This window comes from Rhodopseudomonas palustris (genome assembly GCF_003031265.1).
Classification (GTDB): domain Bacteria; phylum Pseudomonadota; class Alphaproteobacteria; order Rhizobiales; family Xanthobacteraceae; genus Rhodopseudomonas; species Rhodopseudomonas palustris_H.
Genome location: NZ_CP019966.1, coordinates 1811121 through 1836768, shown reverse-complemented (window position 1 = coordinate 1836768; position 25648 = coordinate 1811121). Strand labels below are relative to the sequence as shown.

22 protein-coding genes and 1 tRNA gene are annotated in these 25648 nt (G+C 63.2%); 9 read left to right on the top strand and 14 right to left on the bottom strand.

Features of this window, described 5'->3' with window-relative positions:
• Positions 1-81: 81 nt before the first annotated feature.
• Together RPPS3_RS24615 and RPPS3_RS08500 are read right to left on the bottom strand one after the other, a co-directional pair.
• Positions 82-1695 (bottom strand): cytochrome C, encoded by a 1614-nt coding sequence (locus RPPS3_RS24615; protein WP_199852199.1) that lies wholly within the window; start codon positions 1693-1695, stop codon positions 82-84.
• Positions 1696-1846: 151 nt separating this feature from the next.
• Positions 1847-2002: a high-potential iron-sulfur protein gene (locus RPPS3_RS08500; protein ID WP_234820213.1), complete on the bottom strand. Its 156-nt coding sequence runs from the start codon at positions 2000-2002 to the stop codon at positions 1847-1849.
• 491 nt (positions 2003-2493) lie between these two features.
• Between RPPS3_RS08500 and RPPS3_RS08495 the strand changes: the two genes are divergently transcribed.
• On the top strand, positions 2494-3966 hold the full coding sequence (locus RPPS3_RS08495) for an amidase (RefSeq protein ID WP_107343681.1): 1473 nt from the start codon (positions 2494-2496) through the stop codon (positions 3964-3966).
• Here the strand turns inward: RPPS3_RS08495 and RPPS3_RS08490 are convergent, their stop codons facing one another.
• The gene (locus RPPS3_RS08490; protein WP_107343680.1) at positions 3967-5979 is read right to left on the bottom strand and encodes a tyrosine-protein phosphatase; all 2013 of its coding nucleotides are present in this window, start codon (positions 5977-5979) and stop codon (positions 3967-3969) included.
• A 138-nt stretch (positions 5980-6117) separates the two neighbouring features.
• Between RPPS3_RS08490 and RPPS3_RS08485 the strand changes: the two genes are divergently transcribed.
• Entirely contained in the window at positions 6118-6321 is a 204-nt protein-coding gene (locus RPPS3_RS08485; RefSeq protein ID WP_107343679.1) for a hypothetical protein, read from the top strand.
• Between the two features lie 121 nt (positions 6322-6442).
• Here the strand turns inward: RPPS3_RS08485 and RPPS3_RS08480 are convergent, their stop codons facing one another.
• Entirely contained in the window at positions 6443-8230 is a 1788-nt protein-coding gene (locus tag RPPS3_RS08480; RefSeq protein WP_107343678.1) for an acyl-CoA dehydrogenase family protein, read from the bottom strand.
• A 145-nt stretch (positions 8231-8375) separates the two neighbouring features.
• On the opposite strand from RPPS3_RS08480, the gene RPPS3_RS08475 reads away from it, so the two are divergent.
• Together RPPS3_RS08475 and RPPS3_RS08470 are read left to right on the top strand one after the other, a co-directional pair.
• Positions 8376-9119 (top strand): sulfite exporter TauE/SafE family protein, encoded by a 744-nt coding sequence (locus RPPS3_RS08475; RefSeq protein ID WP_107343677.1) that lies wholly within the window; start codon positions 8376-8378, stop codon positions 9117-9119.
• Positions 9120-9240: 121 nt separating this feature from the next.
• The gene (locus tag RPPS3_RS08470; RefSeq protein WP_107343676.1) at positions 9241-9729 is read left to right on the top strand and encodes a CinA family protein; all 489 of its coding nucleotides are present in this window, start codon (positions 9241-9243) and stop codon (positions 9727-9729) included.
• Positions 9730-9829: 100 nt separating this feature from the next.
• Here RPPS3_RS08470 and crcB read toward each other — a convergent pair whose 3' ends face one another.
• The 3 genes from crcB to RPPS3_RS08455 form a co-directional block, all read right to left on the bottom strand.
• Entirely contained in the window at positions 9830-10204 is a 375-nt protein-coding gene (crcB, locus tag RPPS3_RS08465) for a fluoride efflux transporter CrcB (protein ID WP_107343675.1), read from the bottom strand.
• A gap of 153 nt (positions 10205-10357) precedes the next feature.
• Positions 10358-10954, bottom strand: coding sequence for a superoxide dismutase (locus RPPS3_RS08460; RefSeq protein WP_107343674.1), 597 nt, complete (start codon positions 10952-10954; stop codon positions 10358-10360).
• 200 nt (positions 10955-11154) lie between these two features.
• Entirely contained in the window at positions 11155-12390 is a 1236-nt protein-coding gene (locus tag RPPS3_RS08455) for an MFS transporter (RefSeq protein WP_107343673.1), read from the bottom strand.
• A gap of 273 nt (positions 12391-12663) precedes the next feature.
• On the opposite strand from RPPS3_RS08455, the gene RPPS3_RS08450 reads away from it, so the two are divergent.
• Together RPPS3_RS08450 and RPPS3_RS08445 are read left to right on the top strand one after the other, a co-directional pair.
• Positions 12664-14037, top strand: a complete 1374-nt coding sequence (locus RPPS3_RS08450; RefSeq protein WP_107343672.1) for an MATE family efflux transporter — start codon at positions 12664-12666, stop codon at positions 14035-14037.
• Positions 14038-14168: 131 nt separating this feature from the next.
• Positions 14169-14612, top strand: coding sequence for a DUF2147 domain-containing protein (locus RPPS3_RS08445; protein ID WP_107343671.1), 444 nt, complete (start codon positions 14169-14171; stop codon positions 14610-14612).
• Here RPPS3_RS08445 and RPPS3_RS08440 read toward each other — a convergent pair.
• The 4 genes from RPPS3_RS08440 to RPPS3_RS08430 form a co-directional block, all read right to left on the bottom strand.
• The gene (locus RPPS3_RS08440; RefSeq protein WP_107343670.1) at positions 14609-15772 is read right to left on the bottom strand and encodes a DUF3095 domain-containing protein; all 1164 of its coding nucleotides are present in this window, start codon (positions 15770-15772) and stop codon (positions 14609-14611) included. The two genes, RPPS3_RS08445 and RPPS3_RS08440, sit on opposite strands and share 4 nt — an antisense overlap.
• A gap of 71 nt (positions 15773-15843) precedes the next feature.
• On the bottom strand, positions 15844-15978 hold the full coding sequence (locus RPPS3_RS24810) for a hypothetical protein (protein WP_013503510.1): 135 nt from the start codon (positions 15976-15978) through the stop codon (positions 15844-15846).
• A 215-nt stretch (positions 15979-16193) separates the two neighbouring features.
• Positions 16194-18449 (bottom strand): AAA family ATPase, encoded by a 2256-nt coding sequence (locus RPPS3_RS08435; RefSeq protein WP_107343669.1) that lies wholly within the window; start codon positions 18447-18449, stop codon positions 16194-16196.
• 236 nt (positions 18450-18685) lie between these two features.
• Positions 18686-18762, bottom strand: a tRNA-Met gene (locus RPPS3_RS08430).
• A 288-nt stretch (positions 18763-19050) separates the two neighbouring features.
• On the opposite strand from RPPS3_RS08430, the gene RPPS3_RS08425 reads away from it, so the two are divergent.
• Together RPPS3_RS08425 and RPPS3_RS08420 are read left to right on the top strand one after the other, a co-directional pair.
• Complete coding sequence (locus tag RPPS3_RS08425) at positions 19051-20484, top strand: coniferyl aldehyde dehydrogenase (RefSeq protein ID WP_107343668.1); 1434 nt, start codon at positions 19051-19053, stop codon at positions 20482-20484.
• Positions 20485-20554: 70 nt separating this feature from the next.
• A complete protein-coding gene (locus RPPS3_RS08420; RefSeq protein ID WP_107343667.1) occupies positions 20555-22159 on the top strand; it encodes a GMC family oxidoreductase in 1605 nt (534 codons plus the stop codon).
• A gap of 137 nt (positions 22160-22296) precedes the next feature.
• Here RPPS3_RS08420 and RPPS3_RS24460 read toward each other — a convergent pair whose 3' ends face one another.
• Entirely contained in the window at positions 22297-23022 is a 726-nt protein-coding gene (locus tag RPPS3_RS24460) for a hypothetical protein (protein ID WP_159060657.1), read from the bottom strand.
• 32 nt (positions 23023-23054) lie between these two features.
• On the bottom strand, positions 23055-23816 hold the full coding sequence (locus RPPS3_RS08415) for an SDR family NAD(P)-dependent oxidoreductase (RefSeq protein ID WP_107343666.1): 762 nt from the start codon (positions 23814-23816) through the stop codon (positions 23055-23057).
• 108 nt (positions 23817-23924) lie between these two features.
• Here RPPS3_RS08415 and RPPS3_RS08410 point away from each other — a divergent pair, with 108 nt between their 5' ends.
• Positions 23925-24707: an SDR family oxidoreductase gene (locus RPPS3_RS08410; protein WP_012495252.1), complete on the top strand. Its 783-nt coding sequence runs from the start codon at positions 23925-23927 to the stop codon at positions 24705-24707.
• 50 nt (positions 24708-24757) lie between these two features.
• Here RPPS3_RS08410 and RPPS3_RS08405 read toward each other — a convergent pair whose 3' ends face one another.
• A complete protein-coding gene (locus RPPS3_RS08405; protein WP_107343665.1) occupies positions 24758-25384 on the bottom strand; it encodes a response regulator transcription factor in 627 nt (208 codons plus the stop codon).
• Positions 25385-25648: the final 264 nt, after the last annotated feature.

Here is a 25648-nt window from a genome sequence, read left to right as displayed (position 1 = left end):
CCGACGCGCCATCCAGCCCAGATGGCGCGCCAACCCGATGCAAGTCACCTGTAGCCGGTCAGTGTCCCGACCAGCGCACCCTCAGAACAAAATCGTCGAATAGACGATGAAGGTGTTCTTGTCGTGCGACGTGACGGTGTCGCCGCTGTATTTAGTGTAGTAAAAATACTGCAGGCCGATGCGGGTGTTGAACCAGGGCCAGTACGGCGCACGGCTCGAGCCGAACGGCAGGTAGGCTAGTTCCGCCATGAAGCCTGTGGTATCCGGCACGCTGTCCTGATTTCCCTGGTAAAGATTGGCGTCGGGCGATCCCCAGGTCCGGAAATACTGGCCGGTCGCAACCACCCGATTGTCGTTACCGATCGCGACAGTCGAGCTGGCCCGCAAAGTGTTCAGCGAGTTGGTCAGGTTCGCCGGAACGATCCCGCCGATATAGCCGGCATCATAGCGCTGCTCCTCGCGGATATACGCGCCCTTCAAGATCACCCAGTAATTGTCGCCGCGATACTGATACTGTGTGTCGAAACCAAAGTCGGTGTACTTGTTGGTGGCTCCATATGGAACGTCGGCGAGATTGCCGGTGGTGTCGAGCGGCACAGGGACGCCGCTCACCGACCAGGGCGCGATCTCGAACCGGCTAGCGAAGCCGCCGACCATCAGATTGTGGTCGCCGAACCGCTGTTCCCAGGCAACGCGGCCATAAGGGGCGACGCCGGCGATCTGGCCGAGGCTGGTGAGCGGATCGGCGCCGAGCCGGGTCTGCGCCACGACGCCGAGGGTCTTGTAGCCGGTGGCCTCGAGATAGAGCTGATCATTGATGAACAGATAGCCGCCGAGGCCGGCAACGCGTTGCGAATAGGCGCCGTCGATCACCGTCGACGTCGCCGGGCCGGTGAAGCCGAGCTGAGTCGTGAAGTACGGATGGGTCCAGGCCGGCGCGGTATTCCACACATCCTGCACGGTTGGATTGTTGTGCGCGGTGATACCGAATAGCACATCGACGCCACCGATCTGGCCTGACTGCGCATAGCGGACATCGACATTGTCCCAACCCCACTTGCCCGACGCATCCGCGATCGCCGGGAAACTGTAAGTCAGCTGCGCGAACACGCCGACATTGTCACTCATGGCACCGCCGCCGAACAGGCTCGCCTGCGCCAGACCGGTATTGTCGTTGGCGTTCCAGTGATTGACGCCGGGCGTCCAATTCGGATCTGGCGCTTGTGTGTGGGTGTAGCCGCCGAGCAGCATCACGGCCAGCGGCGGAAACCAGCCGGGCTCCTCCTCCGGCTTCTGCACCGCCGCGAACGCATCGGTGATCGCCTGCTCTGGCGTTGCGGCCGGCTTGGCCAACTTCGCGTCGGACGTTGTTTGCTGGGCATAAGAGCGAAGCTGGGCGACAGCATCCTGAGATGCTGTCCCCGGCACAAGGACCGACTTGAGTTCATCCGCCGTCGGAAACACCTTGCCGGAAGGCGGGATCGGAAAAAGCGTCTTGCGGAATGGCCCGCCGCCGAGCGTGTAACCGCCGAGCTTGAAGCGACGGCCGAATGGCGTGAGACCGAGCACATCGGTGTGGCAGTTACCACAGGGTTGACCGGTCTGACGGGCGAAGATCGGCAGCGCTTGCGCCGTCGGCGGGGTGACCACCAACGTTACACCGGTGATGACCGCGCCGCCGGCAAAGGCAACCATACCGCCAAGGAATTGTGTCGCTCGATCGCTGAATCTGCTCAAAGCCCGTCCCCAAACAATCAATTCTGTTCAAATCCGGACGCAGCCAACGCGGCTGCGTCCGCTCGATGTGTAACGCCTTTCGCCAAGCATGCTCGGCACAACAAACAGATCAGCCTTTGGTGACGAACAGCGAGCACCAGCCGTTCGCACTCACAGGCCCGTCAACAACCTTGCAGCTACTGGAAGCCGCAATGTAGTTCTGACACTTTCCGCAAGACTGCCCACTGTGCGGCGAGGCTTGATACTGCGCCGCAGATTTGGCCATCTTGTCCGAAGCAAGTGCTTCACTGGCAGCAAGCCCCACAATCGCGACCGCCCCAGCCGCTCCCGCCGCAACCCGAAGCATGTTGCGGCGCGACAATTCCACTAGACACACGTCACGCGTTGTTTTTGTCACGGTTTCCTCCCGATCAATGTTCAGCTCTTTTGGGATGCAAGATTGTTATTGGACGAGCGGCGCCAGCTCGATAGGAATAATTAGCAACAACAAATTTCGCGCCGCCGTCGACACGGCTTGGATTACTAAATGAACCCATAACCGCATACTTGGTAATTAGATCACTTGTTAGTATCCGAATCCGTTGACGCCGATCAAACTAATTTTTCATCACAGGAAATTGTGCTCACAAAAACCCTCTCTGTCAGCTCCCCGTCAGCATCCTTGCCTGTTGGGAAAATTGTCGCCATTGAAAACTATTGGCGTATAGTGCAGCGCCACGTCAGCGTACTAATCACCAGCCTACGGAGTTGCCCGCCTTGTCCGCCTCATCCTGGAGCTTTGCGACCGTCACCGATCTTTCCGCCACTCTGAGAGCCAAGCAGGTTTCCGCCGTCGAACTTGCGCAGGATGCGATCGGGCGGATCGAGCGGCACGACGACAAGGTCAACGCGGTGTGCGTCCGCGACTTCGACCGCGCCCTGCAGAGCGCACGGGCGGCCGATCTGGCGCTGTCGCGCGGCGGACGCGAGCCGCTGCTCGGCATTCCGATGACCGTCAAGGAGAGCTTCAACGTCGCCGGCCTGCCGACCACCTGGGGCTTCGTCGAGCACAAGAACTTCGTCGCCGCCGCCGATGCGCTGGCGGTCGAACGGGTGAAAGCCGCAGGCGGCGTGGTCCTCGGCAAAACCAACGTGCCGGTCGCGCTTGGCGATTGGCAAAGCTACAACGAGATCTACGGCACCACCGGCAATCCGTATGATCTCGGCCGCACGCCGGGCGGATCGTCCGGTGGCTCCTCCGCCGCGCTCGCGGCCGGCTTCGGCGCGCTGTCGCTCGGCTCGGATATCGGCGGCTCGCTGCGGGTGCCGGCACATTACTGCGGCGTCTATGCCCACAAGCCGACCTTCGGCCTGTGCCCGGCGCGCGGCCATACGCCGCCGCCGTTTCCGCCGCTGCCGTCCAATCGCGATCTGTCGGTGATCGGCCCGATGGCGCGCTCGGCCGCCGATCTGGCGCTGCTGCTCGACGTCATCGCCGGCACAGACCCGATCTTCGACGGGATCGCGTACCGGCTCGATCTTCCGCCAGCACGGCACACAACGCTGAAGGACTTCCGCGTGCTGCTGCTGGATACCCATCCGCTGCTGCCGACGGGCGCTGCGGTGCACGGCGCATTGCAAACTTTGGCGGACGGCCTGACCAAGGCCGGAGTCAGCGTCACCCGTTCCTCGCCGCTGCTGCCCGATCTTGCCGAGACGTCGCGGGTCTATATGCGGATGCTGCTGTCGTTCCTCGCCGGCGGCTTCCCGCCCGACCTCTACGCCGGCGCCCAGGCGATGGCGGCCCAGCTCAGCGCCAGCGACGACAGCCTCGCCGCCGAGCGGCTGCGCGGCATCGTCCTCAGCCACCGCGACTGGGTCGCCGCCGACAGCCGCCGCACCGGCCTGCGCGCTCAGTGGCGCGAGCTGTTCAAATCGTTCGATGCGGTGATTTGCCCGGTGATGCCGACTCCAGCGTATCCGCACGATCACCACGAGCCGCAGGAAGAGCGCCGCATCGAGATCGACGGCAAGCAGCATCCTTACGTCGACCAACTGGTGTGGCCCGGCATTGCCACCCTGCCCGGCCTGCCATCAACCGCCCTGCCGATCGCGATGTCGGACGACGGCCTGCCGATCGGCGCGCAGATCGTCGGCCCCTGGCTGGAAGACCGCACGCCGCTCAAACTCGCCGAACTGATCGAGCGCGAATTCGGCGGCTTCAAACCGCCGAAGGCGTTCGTCGACTGATCAGAAGCTGACCTCGAGCGACAGGCGGGCATCGAAGCCGGTGCTCGCATTGTCGCCGATGATCGCATTGGCGCCGGCCCTGAGTGTCGCTGCATTCTGCCGCGCCGCCACCGCCAGCCCGGCCCGGAACAAATCGCGGCTGTCGAACGCCGAGACTTGCGCGATGCGATAGCCGTACAGGCTCGCATTCGAGACCAGCCGCGGATCGGACAGTGCCCGCTCGTAGCCGAGCGTGATCGCCGGCGACAGCTGCCAGCCGGCCATGGCACGCGCATCCAGCGCAATGTCGAGATCTGCGACTGCGCTCGTCAGCGTCCGCTCGGTGCGCTCCACCGCCAGCGCAAGCTCACTGCCGGTTTCGCCAAAGCCGCCGAGCCGCATATAGGTGGCGCGCAGGCCGAGTTGCGGCGTGATCGTCCACGGCGCCAAGCGGACGACGTTGCCGACATCCACCCGACCGCTCACCACCCCGCCGGAGCCACTGCCTGTGGCCGTGCCGAGGGCGCCGCCGAGGCTGCGGCTGACGCGGTCCTGTGCCCATGTCAGCGTACTACGCGCAGACAGATAGGGCCCGACGTCAAGACTGGTGAAGCCGTAACGCCCGCCGAAGGTCGCCACCGCAAGATCGAGATCGGCATTGCCGCCGGCGCTACTCACCGACGCGCTCTGATAACCGGCACCAACGAACGCGCTGGTCTGCCCGTCGATGCGCCACGTCACGCCGGCGAGCGGTCCGGCGCTGCGCTCGGTACTCTTCGCCACGCCGCTGCCGCCGTTCGACACCAGATAGCCGCCGAGGCCACTCAGCCACGCCCGGCTTTCGCCGCCGCGCAGATCGCGGCCGCTGGCATAGGGCGCGGTAGCGCTGTCGATCCACAGCGGTTGATGCGTCAGGAAAGCCGCTGTATCGGCGTGGACCTGGCCACCGACCTGGGTTTCGACGCCGCCCAACGTGCCGGCATCGATCGCGGATTGCAGATAGTAATTGAAACTGGTGTAGCGGCCCGACAGCGGCGAGTTCTGCAAGGCGCCGAGCAGCGCGGCGCCGGCGGCGGCGTTGCCGGTCATGCCGGACTGCCCCGGCAGGCTGGCGAAATACACCATCTTGGCGCGCAGCACGTAGATGTCGGCCAGCGACAGGCCGAGCCCCTGCATCAGATAGGCGTAGACCGAGCCATATTGCGCAGCGACCTGATCGAGGCCGGCCTGCAGATAGCTGATCTGGACGCCGAACATCGGCGCCGCGACAGCCACCGCGGCGTTGCCCGCCGCGCCGCCGCCGGCCGCAGTGTAGATCTGCGCCAGCATGGTCTGGTTCGAGGCCGCCATATAGATGTTGGTGGCCAGATAGGCGGTCATGATCGTGCTGGGCGACACCCCGGCGATGCTCTGCAGCAGCATCGAAGTCCAGCCGGTGCGGTCCTTGCCGGCGGAGCAATGATACAGCGCTGCAGCCGACGGGTCGCCGGCCAGCGTCAGCAGCACGTTGCGGAACGCAGCGCGCTGGCCCGGATCGGTGACAAAGCCTTGATACAGCGCCTCCATGTAGCTGACGGCCGCCGCTGCCGTGGTCACCGACGCTGTCGAGGGCGTCCCAGAACTGCCGAAGATGTTGATATTGACGTAGCGCGCGCCGGCCGGCACCCAATCCGGCCCGGCATTCGGCGCCATCACGGTAATCGGGCCATTGATCTCCGCCGGCGTGCGCAGATCGATGTCGAGCCCGATGCGCAGCGACGACAGCGTCGCCCAGTCGGCGGCCGACAACATCGACAGCGCCTCGGAGCGATAGAACACGCCGGCCCGCATCACGCCGCCATGCGCGGTGGTATCGGCAAAGCCGCTACCACCCGCCGCCGGGATGATGCCGGCGAGATCGCGAAAGTTCGGGTCGGTGGCGAGGATCGGCGTGGTAATCGGCTGCTGGGCGAGTGCCGGCCGGCCACTGACGATCGCGACCGCGACGGCGCAGAGCGAAAGAAGGTGCCGCGGCCGCAGACGACGAAATAGCATCAATCACTCCCGCTCAGGCAAGCACACTCGCGCCATCGCGGCACGCTGATGCGCGGCCCTTGCAGTTACCTACGGGACGAGGTGTGGGCTCGGTCAACAAGCAAACGCGCAGCCGACTCAAAATCGAATCGATAAATAATGCTGGGCCGGATCGGCTCGCCGCTCAACCCGGCTGATTTACCAATAGAGCCGGCACCGCTGCTAACGATTTGCAAGGGATCGCTGCCGATCGGCGCGCAGATCGTCGGCCCCTGGCTGGAAGACCACACGCCGCTGAAGCTCGCCGAACTGATCGAGCGCGAACTCGGCGGCTTCAAACCGCCGAAGGCGTTCGGCGATTAATTAGCGACGAACGCCCCCCGTCATTGCGAGCGAAGCGAAGCAATCCAGCTCCGAACGCTGGGCTGGATTGCTTCGTCGCTTCGCTCCTCGCAATGACGCGAGAGATTGTGTCGCTCGCATACTACGCCGTCAGCAGCGGCGCGATCTCGTCTATGCCCGCGGCCTGCTCACCCAACAGATGGCCGGCAATCGCGAGTTCGAGCTTGCCGTCCTGATGCGCGAACGGATCAGGCTGGTACAGGCGATGCTCAACCACGAGGCGCGACAGCAGCACGCGCCGGGCATCGCCGCGCATCGCGTCGATCTTCGCGCCCTCCCAGGTGAGCGCCACCGCACTGGCGACGTGATACAGCGCGCTGGTGGCACGGCGGGCATCAGCTTCGTTCTCGCTGCTCCGCGCCACGTCGCGGGCGAAGCCGATCGAGCGGTCGATCAGCCCGCGCAGCCGGTCGCGCCAAGCCAGCGGCACGCGCACCGCATCGTCGAGCCGCGAATGAAGATCGGCCCCGAGCGCCGACTCCGCGCCATGCCGGCCGATCGCGCGCTTCAGCGCATCGATCGCCACGATGTTGCCGGTGCCTTCCCAGATCGAGCCGAGATGCGCGTCGCGGAGCAGCCGCGCGGTGGCGAACTCCTCGACATAACCGATGCCGCCGCGCATCTCGAGCGCATCACCGCAGACCTTGCGCGCGTCGCGGGTCGCGCGGAATTTCAGCGTGGGCGTGAGGATACGCAGCAGCGCAGCCGCGTCCTGGCTGCCGCCTTCGGCGCGGTCGAGTGCATCGGCGGTGAGGAAGCTGACCGACATTCCCTGCTCGGTCGGAACCAGGATCTTCAGGAGCTGCCGGCGCGCCAGCGGCAGATCGACGATGCGGCTGCCGAACACTACGCGGTTCTTCGCCACCGTGATCGCATCGTGCCAGGCGCGCCGCATCAGCGCGGTGGACTTCACGCCGTTGGAGAGCCGCGATGAGTTCACCATCTCGGCCATCTGCACAAAGCCGCGGTCGAGCTTGCCGACCGCATAGGCGATCGCGCCTTCGAGCTTGATCTCCCCCGACGCCATCGAGCGGGTGCCGAGCTTGTCCTTCAGCCGCACGATCCGGTAGTGATTGGGCGAGCCGTCGTCGAGGAACCGCGGCATCAGGAACAGGCCGACGCCGCGCGTGCCGGGACCGGCGCCTTCGGGGCGCGCCAGCAGCATCACCACCTTGGCATCGGCGTTGGAGCAGAACCACTTCTCGCCATACAGCCGCCAGTGATCGCCTTCAGGCACGGCGGTCGACGTCAGCGTGCCGACGTCGGAGCCGCCCTCCTTCTCGGTCATGAACTGGCCGCCTTGCGTCAGCTTGCTCATGTCTGTCTGGATCAGGCCGTCGAGATACTTGGCCTTCAACGTCTCGTCGCCGAACTTCGACAGCAGCTTGGCGCAGCCGTCGGTGACGTTGATCGGGCAGCCCATGCCGAATTCGGTTTCGTTGAATAAGAGCGTAAAGGCGTGCTTGGCGGTGACCGGATAGACGTCCGGCCAACCCATGATGCCCTTGCGGTGCGACAGCGCGTGAATGCCGAACTCGCCGAACGCGGCAGCCTCCAGTTCGCGATAGGCCGGGTGATACTCGACATATTGCGCGTCGCGGCCAAAGCGGTCGCGCTGATGCAGGATCGGCGTGTGGCGATCAGCGAGGCGCGCGCACTCGTCGAGCCGGCCGCCGGCCAACGCGCCGAGCCGGTCGAGATGCGGCTCGATGTGATCGACCAGGGATTTCGGCAGATGAATCCGCAAAAGATCGGCGAGCGACGGATCGGCGCGATAGAAGTTCAGCCCCGTGGTGTCGGGCGCGATCAGGTTCGCGGCGTTGCCGGGCTTCGCCGCAGGCGCGGCGTCTCGTTTGTTTCCTGCCAACATCTGCAACTCTTGTTTTGGTTTTCGGAGCCTTGCCCGATGCTATAAGCCCGATCGACAGGCGGCACAAAGCACGCCTGCACCGACACTCCTTCACGGACGCGCGACGGCTTCCGCCCGGCGGAATTGAGCAGGCGCATCGAGGCCGATGGAACTAACAACTCTCGTCATCCTGATCGCCGGGGCGCTGTGTGGCGGGTTCGTTTCCGGCCTGTCCGGCTTCGGTCTGGCGCTGGTGTCGCTCGGGTTCTGGCTCTACGTCTTCCCGCCGACCGTCGCGGTGCCGCTGGTGCTGCTGTGCTCGATGGTCTCTCAGGCCTCGACGATGCGGATGGTGTGGGAGCACATCGATTTCAAACTGGTGACGCCGTTCCTGATCGGCGGACTCGCCGGCGTGATCCCGGGCAGCGTGCTTGTGGCCTATGCCGATCCGTGGGGCTTCAAACTGTTCGTCGGCCTGTTTCTGCTGATCTTCCCGCCCGCGCTGTATTTCACCCCGCCGATGGCACTGACCTTCGGCGGCCGCTGGATGGATGGGGTGATCGGCTGGATCGGCGGCGTGATGGGCGGCTTCGCCGGATTGTCCGGCCCTCCGCCGATTTTGTGGGCGAGCCTCCGCGGCTGGGACAAGCATCAGCGCCGCGGCGTGTTTCAGGCATTCAACTCCACCGTGCTGATCGCTGCGCTGGCGCTGCAGACCGCGCACGGTCTCGTGACGCGTGAAGTTCTCTACGCGGCCTTGCTGGCGCTGCCAGCCATCCTGCTGGGCGCCTGGCTCGGCGCGCGGACCTACCACGCGCTGAGCGACCGCTCGTTTCGCAACGTGGTGCTGGCGCTGCTGTTTCTGTCCGGGCTCAGCCTGGTGTGGAGCAGCTTCGCTGGACTGCGCTGAGCGGCCGGGCCCGCTCACATTCGGTTTGCCCGCCGGCACGGCTTCCGATCAAGTACAGCCGATCAAGTGTCGATTCGTCCCGCCAGAGGCGATGTGACAGGCAGCACAGAGGAGATCGGTGATGCGGGAATTGCTGCCGGTGGCCGAAAAGGTCGCGCTCAGGCTGATCGCGCAGAAGCAGACCATCGCGGTGGCGGAATCCTCGACCGGCGGTCTGATCTCGGCGGCGCTGCTCGCCGTGCCCGGCGCATCAGCGTATTTCCTTGGCTCAGCGGTGGTCTATACCCGGCAGGCGCGTCGGGTGCTGATGGACATTCCCGATGCCGAGATGAAGGTGGAGGGCGTCCGTTCGTCCTCCGAGCCTTATGCCGAACTGCTGGCGAAGCAGATCCGCTCCCGGCTCGGCGCCGACTGGGCGCTGTCGGAAACCGGTGCCGCCGGCCCGTCAGGCAACCGCTATGGCGACGCCGCCGGCCACACCTGCATCGCGGTGGCCGGGCCGCGGCAGGCAGTGATGACGCTGGAGACGGAAAACGCCGACCGCGTCGACAACATGCACGTGTTCGCCGCGACCGCGCTCACCTTCCTGCTGCACACGATGTCGACCTGAGCGAGGCCTGACGCCTCGCCCAAACGTCAGCGAATGATGGCTCTCCACATCGCTACGAGGAGCGCGGCGACGAAGCAGTCGAGCGCAATGACGGAGGGTCTTATGTGACGGCGCGGATCAGCGCCATCCCGGCGAACAGGCCGGCGATCGCCAGCACCACCGAGCCGAGCACGTACACCACCGCAAGCCCGATCGCGCCGCGCTCATACAGCAGCGCCGCGTCGAGCGAGAATGCCGAGAACGTGGTGTAGCCACCCAAGATGCCGGTCATCAGGAACAGCCGGAAGTGCTGCGACGAGCCGCCCTTGAACGCTAGATAGCCGGCGATCAGCCCCATCACGATCGAGCCGGTCACGTTGATGAAGAAGGTGTGATACGGAAACGCGGTGCCGAGCAGGCGGCCGCTCAGCGTGTTGATGAAGTGGCGAAACATCGCCCCGAGCCCGCCGCCCACGAACACCAGAAGATAGGCCATCCGACAATTGCTCCGTCTGCGAACGTCGCCCCGCCGCCGTTCTTGCAGCAGGACAGGTGCGACCGCAAGCCGCATGGTCGGGCTCGATGCCAAAAGAAAAGGCGGCCGCGACGCGACCGCCTTTCCGATTCGATTGCGAGCTTGCCGCCCTGATCAGGCCTTGGAGTACAGCTCCTCGACATACTCCCAGTTGATCAGGCTATCGACGAACGCCTTCAGGTAGTCCGGGCGACGGTTGCGATAATCGATGTAGTAGGAGTGCTCCCAGACGTCGACGCCGAGGATCGGCGTGGCGCCGTGCACCAGCGGGTTCTCGCCGTTCGGAGTCTTGGAGATTTCGAGCTTGCCGTTCTTGACCGAGAGCCAGGCCCAGCCCGAGCCGAACTGGCCGGCGCCGGCCGCAGCGAAATCGGCCTTGAACTTCTCGAAGCCGCCGAGGTCTTCGTTGATCTTCTTTTCCAGCGCGCCGGGCAGCTTGCTGCCACCGCCGTTCGGCTTCATCCACTTCCAGAAGTGGATGTGGTTGTAGTGCTGGGCGGCGTTATTGAACAACGGGGCGTTCTTGTTGAACGAGCCCTTGACCACCTCCTCGAGCGACTTGCCCTCGAATTCGGTGCCCTTCAGCAGATTGTTGCCGTTGGTGACATACGCCTGATGATGCTTGTCGTGGTGATATTCCAGGGTCTCCTTCGACATGTACGGCTGCAACGCGTCGTAGGCATACGGCAATTCGGGTAGCGTGAAGGTCATGATGCATTTCCACGGTGGTGGGAGACGTCGTCTTTAACGGGAACCCTTATAAAAGGTTCCCCGGCGGGACCCAATATCTATTCTAACTTGCAACAGCATGTCTCGGCGGTCTGGCCGAAGCGAATACCGCTGCAACCTGAATACCTTACCGTTAGCACCCGATCGTACCATCGAGGCTCGGCAGCCCCCTTCCGGTCCGATCAGGCGGTTGCAGGGACCGCCAATTCGTCCCGCCGGCGCGGCGGCCGGACGTTCATCAGCATCTGGGCACAACCGGCGATCAGGCCGATGAGCACCGCGGCCTGCCAGGCACGATCATAGCTGCCGAGATGGTCGTAGATCACGCCGCCGCCCCAGGCACCGAGGAACGAGCCGACCTGGTGGCTGAGGAAGGCGATGCCGGTCAGCGTCGCCATGTAGCGCAGCCCGAACAGCTGGGCGACGAGGCCGTTCACCAGCGGAATCACCCCAAGCCACAACGATCCCATGATCGCGGCGAACACGATCGTCGAGGTCGCTGAAGCCGGGAAATAGAAATATGCCGCCACCGTCAGCGATCGCACGATGTAGATGCCACCGAGCAAATACTGCTTCGGAAACCGGCCGCCGAGCCAGCCGAACGCATACGAGCCGAACACGTTGAACAGCCCGATCACCGCCAGCGCCGAAGCGCCGAGCGACGGATCGAGGCCGCAGATCGCCAGATAGTTCGGCAGATGCGTGGTGATGAACACGAGCTGCAGACCGCAGACGAAGAACGCGATCGCCATCACCAGGAAGCCGGAATGGCCGAGCGCGGTCTGCACCACCTCGCCGGCCGACTGCTGCACGTCGTCCGACTTGTCGATGTCGAGCTTGTCGGCACGGCCGGCGAACAGCGCCGACGGCAGCATCGCCGCGGCGAGGCCAAGGAAGCCGATCAGCGCCATCTGCCAGCCGGCGGTCGAGATCAGCGTCTGCGCCAGCGGCGAAGCCAGTACCAGGCCGAGTGACCCGGCAGCCGAGACCGCCCCCATCGCGACGCTGCGCTTGGCCGGCGACACCGTGCGCGAGGTCACCGTCATGGTCATGCTGGAGGCGGTACAGGACAGCGCAATGCCGACGCAGACGCCGCAGCCGAGCGTGAACATCAAGGCCGAATCCGCGACCATCATGAGGACAAGACCAGCCGAATAGACCACGACGCCGCCAACCATCACCCAGCGGGTGCCGTAACGATCGGCGATCAGTCCCACCATCGGCTGCGTGACGCCCCAGATGATGTTCTGCAGTGCTGTCGCGAAGGAGAAGTCGGCGCTGGTGATGCCGACGTCGCGGATCACCGAGGGCTGAAACAGCCCGAAGCTCTGACGCATGCCCATGGCCAGGCTGAGCAGCACCGACGCGCCGATCAGGATCGACCAGCGCTGAAACGCGCTGAGCTGAGCTGCCTTCATAGGCGGTTTCCTCTCCCGGAGAATATTTATCCCTCTTCATGCCCTGGTTTGGGAGATTTGACCATCCATCCCAGCGGTATTCTGGTTCTGCGCCCAATGCAGGGATGCCGCGGCGTGGCCGGCCGCCTCAGAGCCCTGCGCGAAACGCCGTCGCGCCCGCGTATCCTGCAATGCCCCGCCGCTTGTGCCGGACAGAGCCTTGCGCTTATTGTATGTTAATCATCATACAAAAGACCGCCGTCAATCGCGAGGCGGCATCCGGGGAGCGACCGCATGACCATCGAGGCACCCGCCGACACGCCACTGTCCGCTCCGCCACCGAACCGGCTGCTGACCGCCCCGATCCTGCCGACACTGGTGCGGCTGGCGATCCCCAACACCATCGCGATGCTCGGCACAGCCTTGGTGGCGGTGGCCGAGACGTCTTATATCGGCCGGCTCGGCACCGAACCTCTGGCGGCGATCGCTCTGGTGTTTCCGTTCGCGATGCTGACGCAGATGATGTCGGCCGGCGCCATGGGCGGCGGCGTCTCATCAGCGATCAGCCGCGCCCTCGGTGCCGGTGATACACACCGGGCCGGCGTTCTGGCGCTCCACGCGATCCTGATCGGGATCGGCGGCGGACTGTTGTTCACGCTGGTGATGCAGCTATTCGGCCGATCGCTGTTCGCGCTGCTCGGCGGCCGCGGCGAGGTGCTGGAGCAGGCCTGCAGCTACTCGGTCGTTCTGTTCTCAGGCGCCGTATCGATCTGGCTGGTGAACACGCTCGCATCGATCCTGCGTGGCACCGGCGACATGGTCCTGCCGGCGGGCGCCCTGCTGGGCGTCGCGGCTTTGCAGGTGGTGATCGGCGGCGCGCTCGGCCTCGGCCTGTTCGGAATGCCGCGGCTCGGCATGCCTGGCGTCGCCTCCGGCCAAGCGATCGCTTTCACGATCGGCGCGCTGTTCCTGCTGATCTATCTCGCCAGCGGCCGCAGCCGGCTGCGGCTGCAACTGCGGACATTCAGCTTCCAACGTCCGATCTTCGTCGACATCCTGAAGGTCGGCGCGCTCGCCTGTCTCGCGCCGCTGCAGTCGGTCCTGACGATCCTGATCTTTACCAAGGTGCTGGCCAGCTACGGCACCACCACGCTAGCCGGCTATGGCATCGGCTCGCGGTTGGAATTCCTTCTGATCCCGATCGCGTTCGCGGTCGGTGTCGCCTCGATCCCGATGGTCGGGATGGCGATCGGCGCCGGTGATATCGCCCGCGCGCGGCGGGTGGCGTGGACTGCCGGAGTCGTATCCGCCCTGATCGTCGGACTGGTCGGCGTCGTGCTGGCGATCTGGCCGGCGCTCTGGGTGTCACTGTTCACCGCAGACCCGGCCGTCACAGACGCTGCGCATACCTACTTCCGCTTCGCCGGCCCGGGCTTCGGCTTCTTCGGTCTCGGCGTGACGCTGTATTTCGCCAGCCAGGGCGCCGCCAAGGTTGGCGGACCGGTGCTCGCCGCGACGGGGAGACTGGTGCTGGTGGCCCTCGGCGGATGGGCGCTGGTCGCCTTTGGGGCGCCGGCATCGGCGATGTTCGCGATGGTGGCGCTGGCGATGGTGGTGTACGGCCTCGGCAGCGCCGCCGCGATCTACCTGACACGCTGGGTCAAATGAATCGGAATTATCCCCAGCGTGCAGCAAGGGTCACACGATTGCACGAATCGGACGCTCTGCTATCCAACCGCCCGCCGCACTGCTTCTGAATGCTGTTCGCGGCTCCCGCGAGTATCGTTTGGAGGTATGGAATGGCCGTTCGGTCCGGTTTCGTCGCTGCTGCCCTGGTTGCCCTGGTGTCGCTGTCGCCCGCGGGGGCGATCGCCCAATCAGCCGGGCCGCAGGGCACCTGGTTGACTCAGGCGGGCGACGCCAAGGTCCGGATCAAGAGCTGCGGCAACGCGCTATGCGGGAGCATCGTCTGGCTGAAAACGCCGATCGATCCGAATACCGGCAAACCCCAGGTCGACGACAAGAACGCCGATCCGCAACTCGCATCGCGACCGATCATCGGCCTGCAGATCTTCGGCGACATGCGCCCGGTGTCGCAGGGCAAATGGAGCGGCCACATCTACAACGCCGACGACGGCAAGACTTACGAGAGCAGCATCTCGCACACCGGCCCGAATAGCCTGCGGGTCGAGGGCTGCGTCGGCACTCTGTGCGGCGGCGAAACCTGGACGCTGACGCGCTAAACGATCGCCCTGTCGGGCATCGCCTTCAAAGCCAGCGCGGCGGACGCATAGCCGCCGCCCGCGCCGTCGATGAAGTGCACATGGTCGCTACGCGCTACCGACGGCGTAAAACACGTCACCATCGCCGACTGCTGCCGCGATACGCCGTAACGCGCGACGCCCGCAGCAGCCGCCGTGGCGAGCTTCTGCTCCAACGCGTCGGCGAGCTCCGGCGCGCAGTCGACCACCATGCGCAGTCCGTCGTCGTATTTACGGAAGTCTGAATTCTCGACCAGCTCGGACAGATAGCGCCGCGGCACGAAGCCGCGCACGGTGATGCCGAAGCGGATGATCAAGTAGCTGAACAGAGTCCGGATCAGCAGGCCGGCGCGGCGCAGCGTCAGCGGTACGCCGCGTTCGGCGTGCGCTTCGAGATCGAGGCCCTGCGGCGGCCAGCGCAATCCCGGTCCTTCGTGGGGCACCGGCCTGCCCGCCTCCGGGCTGCGCTCGACCATCGTCACGATATCTTCGATCAGGCTACGATACGCCGCCCCATCGGTCTGCGCCGTCGGCACGATCAGCACCGACAGGATCACGCCGCGCCGGGCCGGCATTTGTTCGAACCGGCACGACAGGCCGGAGAGGTCCGGCGCGGTGCCGGGCGCCGCCGCCGGAATCGAAAATTCACCGCGCTTCATCGCCGCATCGGCCCAGCCGAGACCGCCGCCGGCGAACATCGCGTAGCTGACGTGCGGCGATGGCGCGAAACGGGCGACGCGAACCTCGAGCCCCTTGGCGCGGATCGCCGCGACCGGCACCAGTGCGATCCGCATCGTCAGGCCGAGTTCGTCGCGCACCCAGGCAGCGGTCGCGGCCAGCGCATCGCGGGCGGCGGCCAAATCAGCCGGTGCCACCGCAAAGCCGGCGCCATCGCCGCCGAACACGAACGGGAATTCGCGCTCTTGAAGCGCATTGGTCACCGCGGCAATCACCGCCGCGCCAGCCATGTTGACCGACTTGTAGCGCTGCTCGGCGATCGCGCGGGTGGAATCGACAATGTCGGCGACGCCGGCGGTCCAATCGTCCGGCAGCGGCGCGTAGAGGGCGGGATTCATCAGGCTGCGGAAGCCGCGAAACACCGCGACACTCTGGTAGAATCCGCCGCTATCGCCCGCGCTCATGCCGCCCGCCCCTCCTCGATTGATGCCGATGAGTTACGTCCGCAAACCCGATCGATTGCGAACGGCCGAGGTCAGTCGCTGCCCGAACACAGGCCGAGCGCAGCCGTGATCGTCCCGCGCGCACAGCGCGTCAGCGTGATGTCCGAATACAGGCCATAGGCGAACACAGCCAAAGCCAACAGAAAGATGATGCCGAGCGATTTCACGTTCGATGTCCGGTTCACCATCAGCGGTGCAAGCGTATCGCCCGCTGGCCGCTGAGGTCGCATCCGTTAGATCAGATCGGGCGCGGGAGGATCAAGCCGGAAGGCGACAAATCATAGGCTACGACTGGCTTGGTTGCGCGGAGAGACGTGAGATGCAATCTGGTGGACGGTCTGCCGCCGCGACAGATTTGAAGCTCACCAGATCTGCAGTCGAACTAATTTGCCGCCATTATTGCCGGTGCTGGCGGAACCGCAACGACGGCACCCGGCTCGACCGGCGGAATCCCCATCATCATGTTGTAATGGCCGATATGATGTGACTTCTCGAAAATCTCCTTGAACACGCGCAAATAGCTATCCATCGCCCTATCATCAGCAGAGATATACAAATCGTCGTGAACCGCATGCGAACCATCGTTGACCCAGGAGAAAAGCGATCCACAAATCTGCTTATCTCGACCTTCAAACATCTCAATGATTTCGTCTTTGTCCATATTCCCAAGAATCTTGAAGTAGTTTTCGACGATCCGCCGCAATGTATTCTGGATGGTCAAACGTGATCGATCCGGATTTTGCACCTCGGCCCAGAGAAGCTCGTAAGACGTCTTGATCGGATTGTGTTGATAGCGGGTAATGCGGGACTCCCCATTCACCTTTCGAACGATCCAGAACGCCTCATGAGCGCGACACTCCTGCCCGCGCTTTGGATCAAACGAAACCTCCTTGTGGAAATAGATATTGTGGGTAAGGACATACACTTGCTTGATATTGTCATACCCATCACATGCCAACTCAAGCACACGCTTGATGAGCGTGCTAACGATGAACAGTACATCGCTATCGAGACTGGAGACCGGATCGTCGATCACCACTATGCGATCCGCGCTGATCCCGCTTGTTGTCATGCTTCCGCGGATGAGGTGGTAGAAATAGAGGAAGGTAATAAACCCCTTTTCGCCCTCACTGAGCGTCGGCGCCGCATCGGTGCCGTCGTTTCGAACAATTTGATAAAATTGTCCCTTCTCCCCGGCCGTTTGTAGCCTGAAGTTGACAAAACCGAAGGACTGCAGAATGGCGTTGATCTCGGTGACCGTCGGCTGAACGCTCGTGATGGTCCTTTCGAGTTCAGCGATTCTGGCCTGAACGTTAAGAAGAGCCTCGCGCTTCTTCTGAATGCCGTTCTGAAGTCCGCTGATCGCCTTGTCTAGATCACTCTTCCCCTTCGCGTGTCGGTCGAGCATGTCCTTTTGATCTTCGATCAGGCGCCTCCATATTTGCCCGATAAGGAGCTGCCTCTCTGCCGTGACGTTCTCAACAAGTGAATTGTGATCGGAAATTGCTACGTTTGCGACTTCCACAATAGTCCGAATTGCGCTGGCAATCTCACTCATCGGATCAAGCTTTACGACAGCGCTCGGCTCCCGCCGTTTCCTCTCAAGGGCGAGAATATTTGCGCTTGTGTGAGCTGACAGGCGCTCGGCCTCAAGCTTCAGGCCGTCATTATTGATAAACGTGCTGGCACGAGAAAGAATGGCATCAACCTGCCCTGACAGGTTCTCTGACAGACTTCGATAGCTACGAAGGAGCCGGTCGATTTCGGCTATGTCGATTAGGTAGGCTTCGTCGAAGAATTCGTTCAGGCTCTTAGTGAGATCGGCCTTCACCTGTTGCTGACAGAACGGACACACGGGCCTGCTCTGATCCCAAAAACCACGACCGTCTCTTACCCAGTCGCTATTGCCGAGCCGCCGGACAAGTGCACCGATATCAACGTTCTCTTTTCCAACCACGTTCCTCGAAAGGATAGGCGCCGTTTCCAGGGTCAGGAGCTCGCTGAAATCGGGAACAGAGAAGACGTTGTGGCGCTCCAGCCCAGCGGCAAAAATGGTGGCCGCCTTCGTCTTCAACTCGTCAAGCGCCTTCAGATCGGACGTGTTCGAGGCATATTCCGATAGCACTCTATCGCAGAATGCCGTCTTTGAATTGCGGAGCCCCGCAAAAGCGGCTTGAAAATACTCGTCATGCGCTTGCTTAATCTTCCAGCAATTTGCCTCAACGTCGCCGCGAAGAACCTTAGCATCGGCTTTCTTTCCGCCGTTACCGTCGCTCCCCTGCAATGTGATCAACAAGGAATCGAGAGTGTTGAGATAGTCGGTTTCTTCACCCTTCAGCTTTTCAAGCGCTTCTAGAGTTTCCTTCGACTCGACGCCGAGCGTGAAGATGCCGGGCATGGTGGAAGCGAAATTTTTGCCGGCAAAATCGGAATTGTAGACAAGGGCATCCAGCGCCCTACCGTTTTCCCATGTCAGATTGCAGGAAGGATATCGGGAGGGATCACCAATCACGCGGGAAATAGTTGTTTTGCCCGATCCATTTGCGCCGAAAATGAAATTGATCCTCCGGCAATCCAGCAACTGCTGACCCGACGCGGGATAGCTTGCCTCTCCCGCGATCCGGACTTCCGTTAGCATGCCCCGCTCCCCAGCGTTTGTGCAAATCTAACGGTATATATGATCGCCCGAGACCGCAACCCATTGGCGAAAGACTATCATCGTACTACCAATATATCAACAAGGGGGAACCGCAGCCTGGAATATAGGAAGCACCAAGAAAGCGGTGCTAGCAGCCTATTAGGGGATGGTAAGCCCGCAAGACATGAAAAAGCCCGCCAAAGGCGGGCTTAATCACTGATCTGACGATCGAGATTTGGTTGCGGGGATAGGATTTGAACCTATGACCTTCAGGTTATGAGCCTGACGAGCTACCGGGCTGCTCCACCCCGCGTTAAACCTTTGCGCGGCTTTCAGAAAACCGATGATCATCAACGCCCAAAGGCGCTGATCGATCCTCCCGGAGGCTTCCTGAGAAGGTGCCCGGGGCGAATGCCCGGGGCGCGAGGGGTGTCTACCAACACCGGGGGGATTTGCAAAGCCCCAAGGGCGGATTTGGGAGAAGATTTTCAAGATTATATGACGAACGGAACCAGGTGTGGTTGCCGGAATCCTCTTCCCCTGCGAGAATTTGGCAAAATCAGCCCGTAACGAACCAATTGGGCATCGCAGGGAGCGAAAGATGGACCAGCCGGTCGGCGGTTTCGGGGGCAATGCGCTCCACGACAGCTTTCATCGCATGTTCGACATTTCGCGCGCTGCGCCGCCGCCGACGCTGGAGCAGCGTCAGGACCGGCTCGCGCGGCTGCGCGCGCTGATCAAGGACAACGAGAAACGATTCGAGCAGGCGATCTCCGCCGATTTCGGTCACCGCAGCTCGACCGAGACTCTGATCGCCGAGACGCTCAGCCTGCTCGGCGACATCAAACACACCTCGCGGCATCTGAGGCGCTGGATGGCGCCGCGCAAGGTGTCGACCCAGCTTCAGTTTCTGCCCGGCAAAAACCGGCTGCTGCCGCAGCCGCTGGGCGTGGTCGGGGTGATTGCGCCGTGGAACTATCCGCTGCAGCTCACCGTCGCGCCTGCCATCGGCGCGATCGCCGCCGGCAACCGGGTGATGATCAAGCCGAGCGAACTGTCGCCCCACTTCGCCGCGCTGCTGCAGGAGACTGTCGCGGCCAAGTTCGACGCGAGCGAGATGATGGTGACCGGGATCGAGCCCGGCGTCGCCGAGGCGTTCGCTCGGCTGCCGTTCGATCATCTGATGTTCACCGGCTCGACTCGTGTCGGCCGCATCGTCGCGGCGGAGGCGGGCAAGAACCTCACCCCGGTCACGCTCGAACTCGGCGGCAAATCGCCGACTATCGTCGACCGCTCCGCCGATCTCGACGAGGTGGCGCCGCGGATCGCCTATGCCAAGCTGATGAACGCCGGACAGACCTGCATCGCGCCCGACTACGTGCTGGCGCCGCAGGACCGGGTCGAAGCCCTCGCCGGCAAGATCTGGGGCGCGATGCAGCAGATGTGGGGCACCGACCCGGCCAATCCGGACTACACCTCGATCATCGCCGAGCATCACTACGCGCGGCTGAAGAGCCTGGTCGACGATGCCGCCGCCCGCGGCGCACGGCTGCTGCAGCCGGCGGCCGCGGATGATGCGGCGTGGGCCGGCAAACGCAAATTCCCGCCGACCCTCGTGCTCGGTGCCACGCCCGAGATGAAGATCATGCAGGAGGAGATTTTCGGTCCGCTGCTGCCGATCCTCGGCTACAGCGAACCGACCGAGCCGATCGATTTCATCAATGGCCGCGACCGGCCGCTGGCGCTGTATTGGTTCGGCACCGATGAAGCCGCGCGCGACCAGGTGCTGGAGCGGACCGTCTCGGGCGGCGTCACCATCAACGACTGCCTGGTGCATTTCGCTCAAGCCAACCAGCCGATGGGCGGCGTCGGCGCGTCCGGCACCGGCGCGTATCACGGCGAATGGGGCTTCAACACCTTCACCAAGATGAAGCCGATCTTCCATCGCTCGCCCTACAACCGCTTCGCCGATCTGTATCCGCCTTACGGCGCCAAGATCGCGCGTCTGTCGAAGGTGCTGCGCCTGATGTCGTAACAAGAGACGACCCGCACGGCCGAAGATGCCGGCGGCAATCAACAAAACAATATCCCGGAGGGAAACGCTCGTGAGCGAAACAGTGGATTTCGTCGTGGTCGGCGGCGGCTCTGGCGGCTGCGCCGTCGCCGGACGGCTGTCGGAAGATGCCAACACATCGGTGGCTCTGCTCGAAGCCGGCGGCACGGCCGACAATTGGGTGGTGAAGACGCCCTATGCGCTGTCGCTGATGGTGCCGAGCAAGTTGAACAATTGGCATTTCGAGACCGTGCCGCAGCCCGGTCTCAACGGCCGGATCGGCTATCAGCCGCGCGGCAAGGGCCTCGGCGGCTCGTCGGCGATCAACGCCATGGTCTACATCCGCGGCCACAAATGGGACTACGATCATTGGGCCGAACTCGGCAACGCCGGCTGGTCCTATGCCGACGTGCTGCCCTACTTCAAGCGCTCGGAGAACAACTCCGACTTCAACGGCGCCTATCACGGCCAGAGCGGACCGCTCCACGTCAACCGGCTGCGCACCGACAATCCGGCGCATGAGATCTTCCTGCAGGCGGCGCGCGAGGCGCAATTCCGCATCCGCGACGACTTCAACGGCGAGGAGCAGGAAGGCCTCGGCCTGTATCAGCTCACTCAACACAATGGCGAGCGCTGGAGCGCGGCACGGGCCTACGTGCATCCGCATATCGGCACGCGCCGCAATCTCCGGGTCGAGACCGAGGCGCAGGCGACCCGGATTCTGGTCGAAGGCGGACGCGCGGTCGGCGTCGCCTATCGGCAGAACGACCAGATCCGCGAGATCCGTGCGCGCCGCGAAGTCATCCTCGCCTCCGGTGCGTTTCAGTCGCCACAGTTGCTGATGCTGTCCGGCATCGGCGATGCCGCGGCGCTGAAGGGCCATGGCATCGACGTCGTGCACCATCTGCCGGGTGTCGGCCAGAACCTGCAGGATCACCCGGACTTCATCTTCGCCTATCAGTCGGACAGCCCGTATTTCACCGGCACCAGCTTCACCGGCATCGCGCGCCTGCTGTCGACGATCGGACAATATCGCCGCGAGGGACGCGGGCCGCTGACCACCAACTTCGCCGAATGCGGCGGCTTCCTGAAGACCCGGCCCGACCTCGACGTGCCGGACATCCAGCTGCACTTCGGCATGGCGATGGTCGACGATCACGGCCGCAAGCGGCACTGGGGCACGGGCTTCTCCTGCCATTTCTGCCTGCTGCGCCCGAAGAGCCTCGGCAGCGTCGGGCTCAGCAGCGCCGATCCCTTGGCACCGCCGCGGATCGATCCGAATTTCTTCGGCGATCCTGAGGACCTCGAAACCATGGTGGCGGGCTACAAGACCACGCAGCGGCTGATGCAGACGCCGGCGCTACGCGCGCTGCAGCAGAAGGATCTGTTCACCGCCAACGTCCGCACCGACGACGACATCCGCGCCATTCTGCGCGCCCGCGTCGACACCGTGTATCACCCGGTCGGCACCTGCAAGATGGGCAGCGATCCGATGGCAGTGGTCGATCCACGTTTGAAAGTGCACGGCATCGGTGGCTTGCGTATCGTCGACGCCTCGGTGATGCCCACCTTGATCGGCGGCAACACCAATGCTCCCACCATCATGATCGGCGAGAAAGCCGCCGACATGATCCGCGAGGAGATGCGGGCGATTTGAGTGCTGGCCTTACACGCGAGCCGTTCCGAGGACCTCGCAATGCATGAGGCTCGACATAAAACGTGAGCCGAGGTGGCTTACTCACCTTGCCACATCTGAATGGATGCCAACTCTGTCAATGACGCCGTGCCAGTAGATCATTTGCTACGTTCGGTCGGAGCATCACGAACGACAAAAGCAATTAGAGGATCCTGATCGCTGGAGCATCGCAGCCCACGATCGCTACGCCACCTTGACCAATTAACGGCATTTCCGAAAATGACTTTAACGCCCGTAATTCTGGTCCGTTTGCGAATAAACCAAAGGCCAATTAGAACTGCAATAACGCCAAGGAAGATTACGAAATACCGAAGGCTGTAAGTATCGAGACTGTGAACATCCAACCCCAAAAAACGGCATGCGACATAGGCCCCGGCTACCAACCAGAAAAACACAAACGAATAATTGAGCCGCTCGCTGACTTCCGATACGGAAAAACTAACCTCACCCCGATCAAGCCAAACAGTCTTATAGAGACGCCCCTCCAGCGCATCCTCCAGCATATCAATGTGATTCTCCCAATTGCGCTGCCAGAATTTTGATCCCTGGGCTGCAGCAATATTTGAAGCTGCCGTTAACACACCGACGCCGGCCAATACAAAAAGCAACAAATAGCCACCTTCCGCCTTTGCGTGGCTCCAAACAAAACCAAAGGCCGTGAACACACCAAGCTGAAATCCCCAGAAAAATGTCGCTCTCTTCCACAGATGCTCTATCTCAAACGATCTTTGTTCGTAGGCCCGCTTGAGCGCGGCTTCCAGTTTCTTTTCGTCTTTAGACGGATCAATTCCTAACTCAGAAAAATATGCATCTCGACGATTCATAACTCGCGCCCCAATGATGTGAACTCACACTCCTACCCCAGCAAGAATCCGCCATCCACCGTGACGACGCTGCCGGTCATGTAGCGCGAGGCGTTGGAGGCGAGCAGCAGGATGGCGCCGTCGAGGTCGGACTCGTGGCCGACGCGACGTTGCGGAATGCTCTTGAGCAGCTTCTCGCCGGCCGGCGTCGCCCACAGCTCGCGATTGATGTCGGTGTCGATGTAGCCCGGGGCCAGAGCATTGACGCGGATGCGCGAGCTTGCGAGTTCGAGCGCCATCGCTTTGGTGGCCTGGATGATGCCGGCCTTGGAGATCGCGTAGGGCGAGACGAATTTCAGCACGCTCTGGCCGAGCACCGAAGCGATATTGACAATGTTGCCACCCTGCTGGCGTGCGATCATCCGGCGCGCAACTTCGGTCGCCAGGAAGTAAGCGCCCTTCAAATTGGCGCCGATCACCTTGTCCCAATCGGCCTCGGTCTGATCGACCGCAAGTTTCTCGGTGGCGACGCCGGCATTGTTGATCAGCACGGTGATCGGGCCGATCGCGGCCTCGGCCTGATCGAGCCCCGCGGCCGTCGCGCCGAGATCGGTGACATCCATCCGCACCGCCACGGCTCGGCCGCCGCCGTCCTTGATCTCCTGTTCCAGGCTCCGCAGCTTGTCGATCTGTCGCGCGGCCAGCACGATCGCGGCGCCGCGCTCGGCGAGCACGCGGGCAAATTGCCGGCCCAGCCCTTGCGATGCGCCGGTGACCAGAATGACTTCGTTGCTGACGTCGAACAGTTGATCCATGCCGCGTTTCCCGTTGATGCGTTATGCGTTGCCCTCCCCTTACCATGCCGGAGCGGGATGGCTAGAGTGCCGGCCGCATCGACATCGCCATGCATCCGGGAGTGAAACGTGGATCTGGGAATCAAGGGTCGCCGCGCGCTGGTGTGCGCATCGAGCAAGGGACTGGGCCGCGGCTGCGCTGCGGCGCTCGCCGCCGAAGGCGTGCATGTGACGATGACTGCACGCGGCGCAGAGGCGCTGGCGCAGGCTGCAGCGGAGCTGCGCAAGGCCTATCCCGATGTCGAGATCATCGAGGTCGCCGGCGACATCACCACGCCGGAAGGCCGCGCCGCCGCGCTGGCGGCCTGCCCGGAGCCGGACATCCTGATCAACAATGCCGGCGGCCCGCCGCCCGGCGATTTCCGCAACTGGACCCGCGACGATTGGATCAAGGCGCTCGACGCCAACATGTTGACGCCGATCGAGCTGATCAAAGCGACGGTCGACAAGATGATCGAACGCAAGTTCGGCCGCATCGTCAACATCACCTCGGCCGCCGTGAAGGCACCGATCGATGTGCTCGGCCTGTCGAACGGCGCGCGCTCCGGCCTGACCGGTTTCGTCGCCGGCCTGTCGCGCAAGACCGTCCGCCACAACGTGACCATCAACGCGCTGCTCCCCGGCCCGTTCGACACCGATCGGCTGCGCGGCGTCGCGGCCGGTCAGGCGAAGGCGTCCGGTAAGCCGGCCGAGCAGATCCTGGAAGCGCGGAAAAACGAAAACCCGGCGGGACGCTTCGGCACGCCGGACGAATTCGGTGCCGCCTGCGCGTTCCTGTGCAGCGTCCACGCCGGCTACATCACCGGCCAGAACTTGCTGCTCGACGGCGGCGCGTTCCCCGGCACGATGTAAAGGCCACCCGACGACAAGAGACCGGCGGGGAGTGCCGCCGGTCTTCGGCCTTACTTCGGCGCCGTCATCACGATGCGCACCAGATCGGTGGCATTGCGGGCGCCGAGCTTCTTCATGATGTTGGCGCGGTGATACTCGATCGTGCGCGGGCTGATCCCGAGCTGCCGGCCAGCTTCCTTGTTGGTATTGCCGGACGAAAACAGCTCGAGCACTTCGCGCTCGCGCAGCGTCAGCGGCTCCTTGCCGGGGAAATTGTAGGACGGGGCCTTGCTGCCCTGACCGGCATCGCGCCGCCGCGAGAAGGCCTCGATCGCCTCCTCCACCCGTGACACGATCTCCTTGCCGCGGAACGGCTTCTCGATGAAGTCGAGGGCGCCGTTCTTGATGGCGTTGACGGCCATCGCGATGTCGCCTTTGCCCGAGATCATGAAGATCGGCGCCGGGTAATCCTCAGCGTGCAGCTCCGCCAGGATGTCGAGACCCGACCGACCGGGAATGTGAACGTCGAGCAAGATGCAAGCCGGGCTGCGGTTACGCGCCACCGCAAGCAACGATTCACCGTCAGCGAAACAGATCACCTGATAGCCCGCCGCCGAGAGCACGATCGACAGTGTCTCGCGCACCGCCGGATCGTCATCGACAACGAAGACTTCTCCTCCCGATGCCTGTTCGTTCATTACACGACCTCCCGGTAAAACCTTGAATGGAACGTACCGTTCAACTGCAGCCCGTAATTCTACGGGGAACCAAGTTAACGCGAAGACAGCACCAAACCGTTATGGTGATCTCAGAAACGTGCGAGGTCGCCGGTGTTATCTGCTTCCACCCCTACTAAGTACGCGCCCGCCTCGAGCGTCGCCCGCAACACTCTCATCTAGTACGAACCAACCGACCGGGAGTTTCCCGATATCCTCGATTAGAACCTAAGTTCCCGAATATCA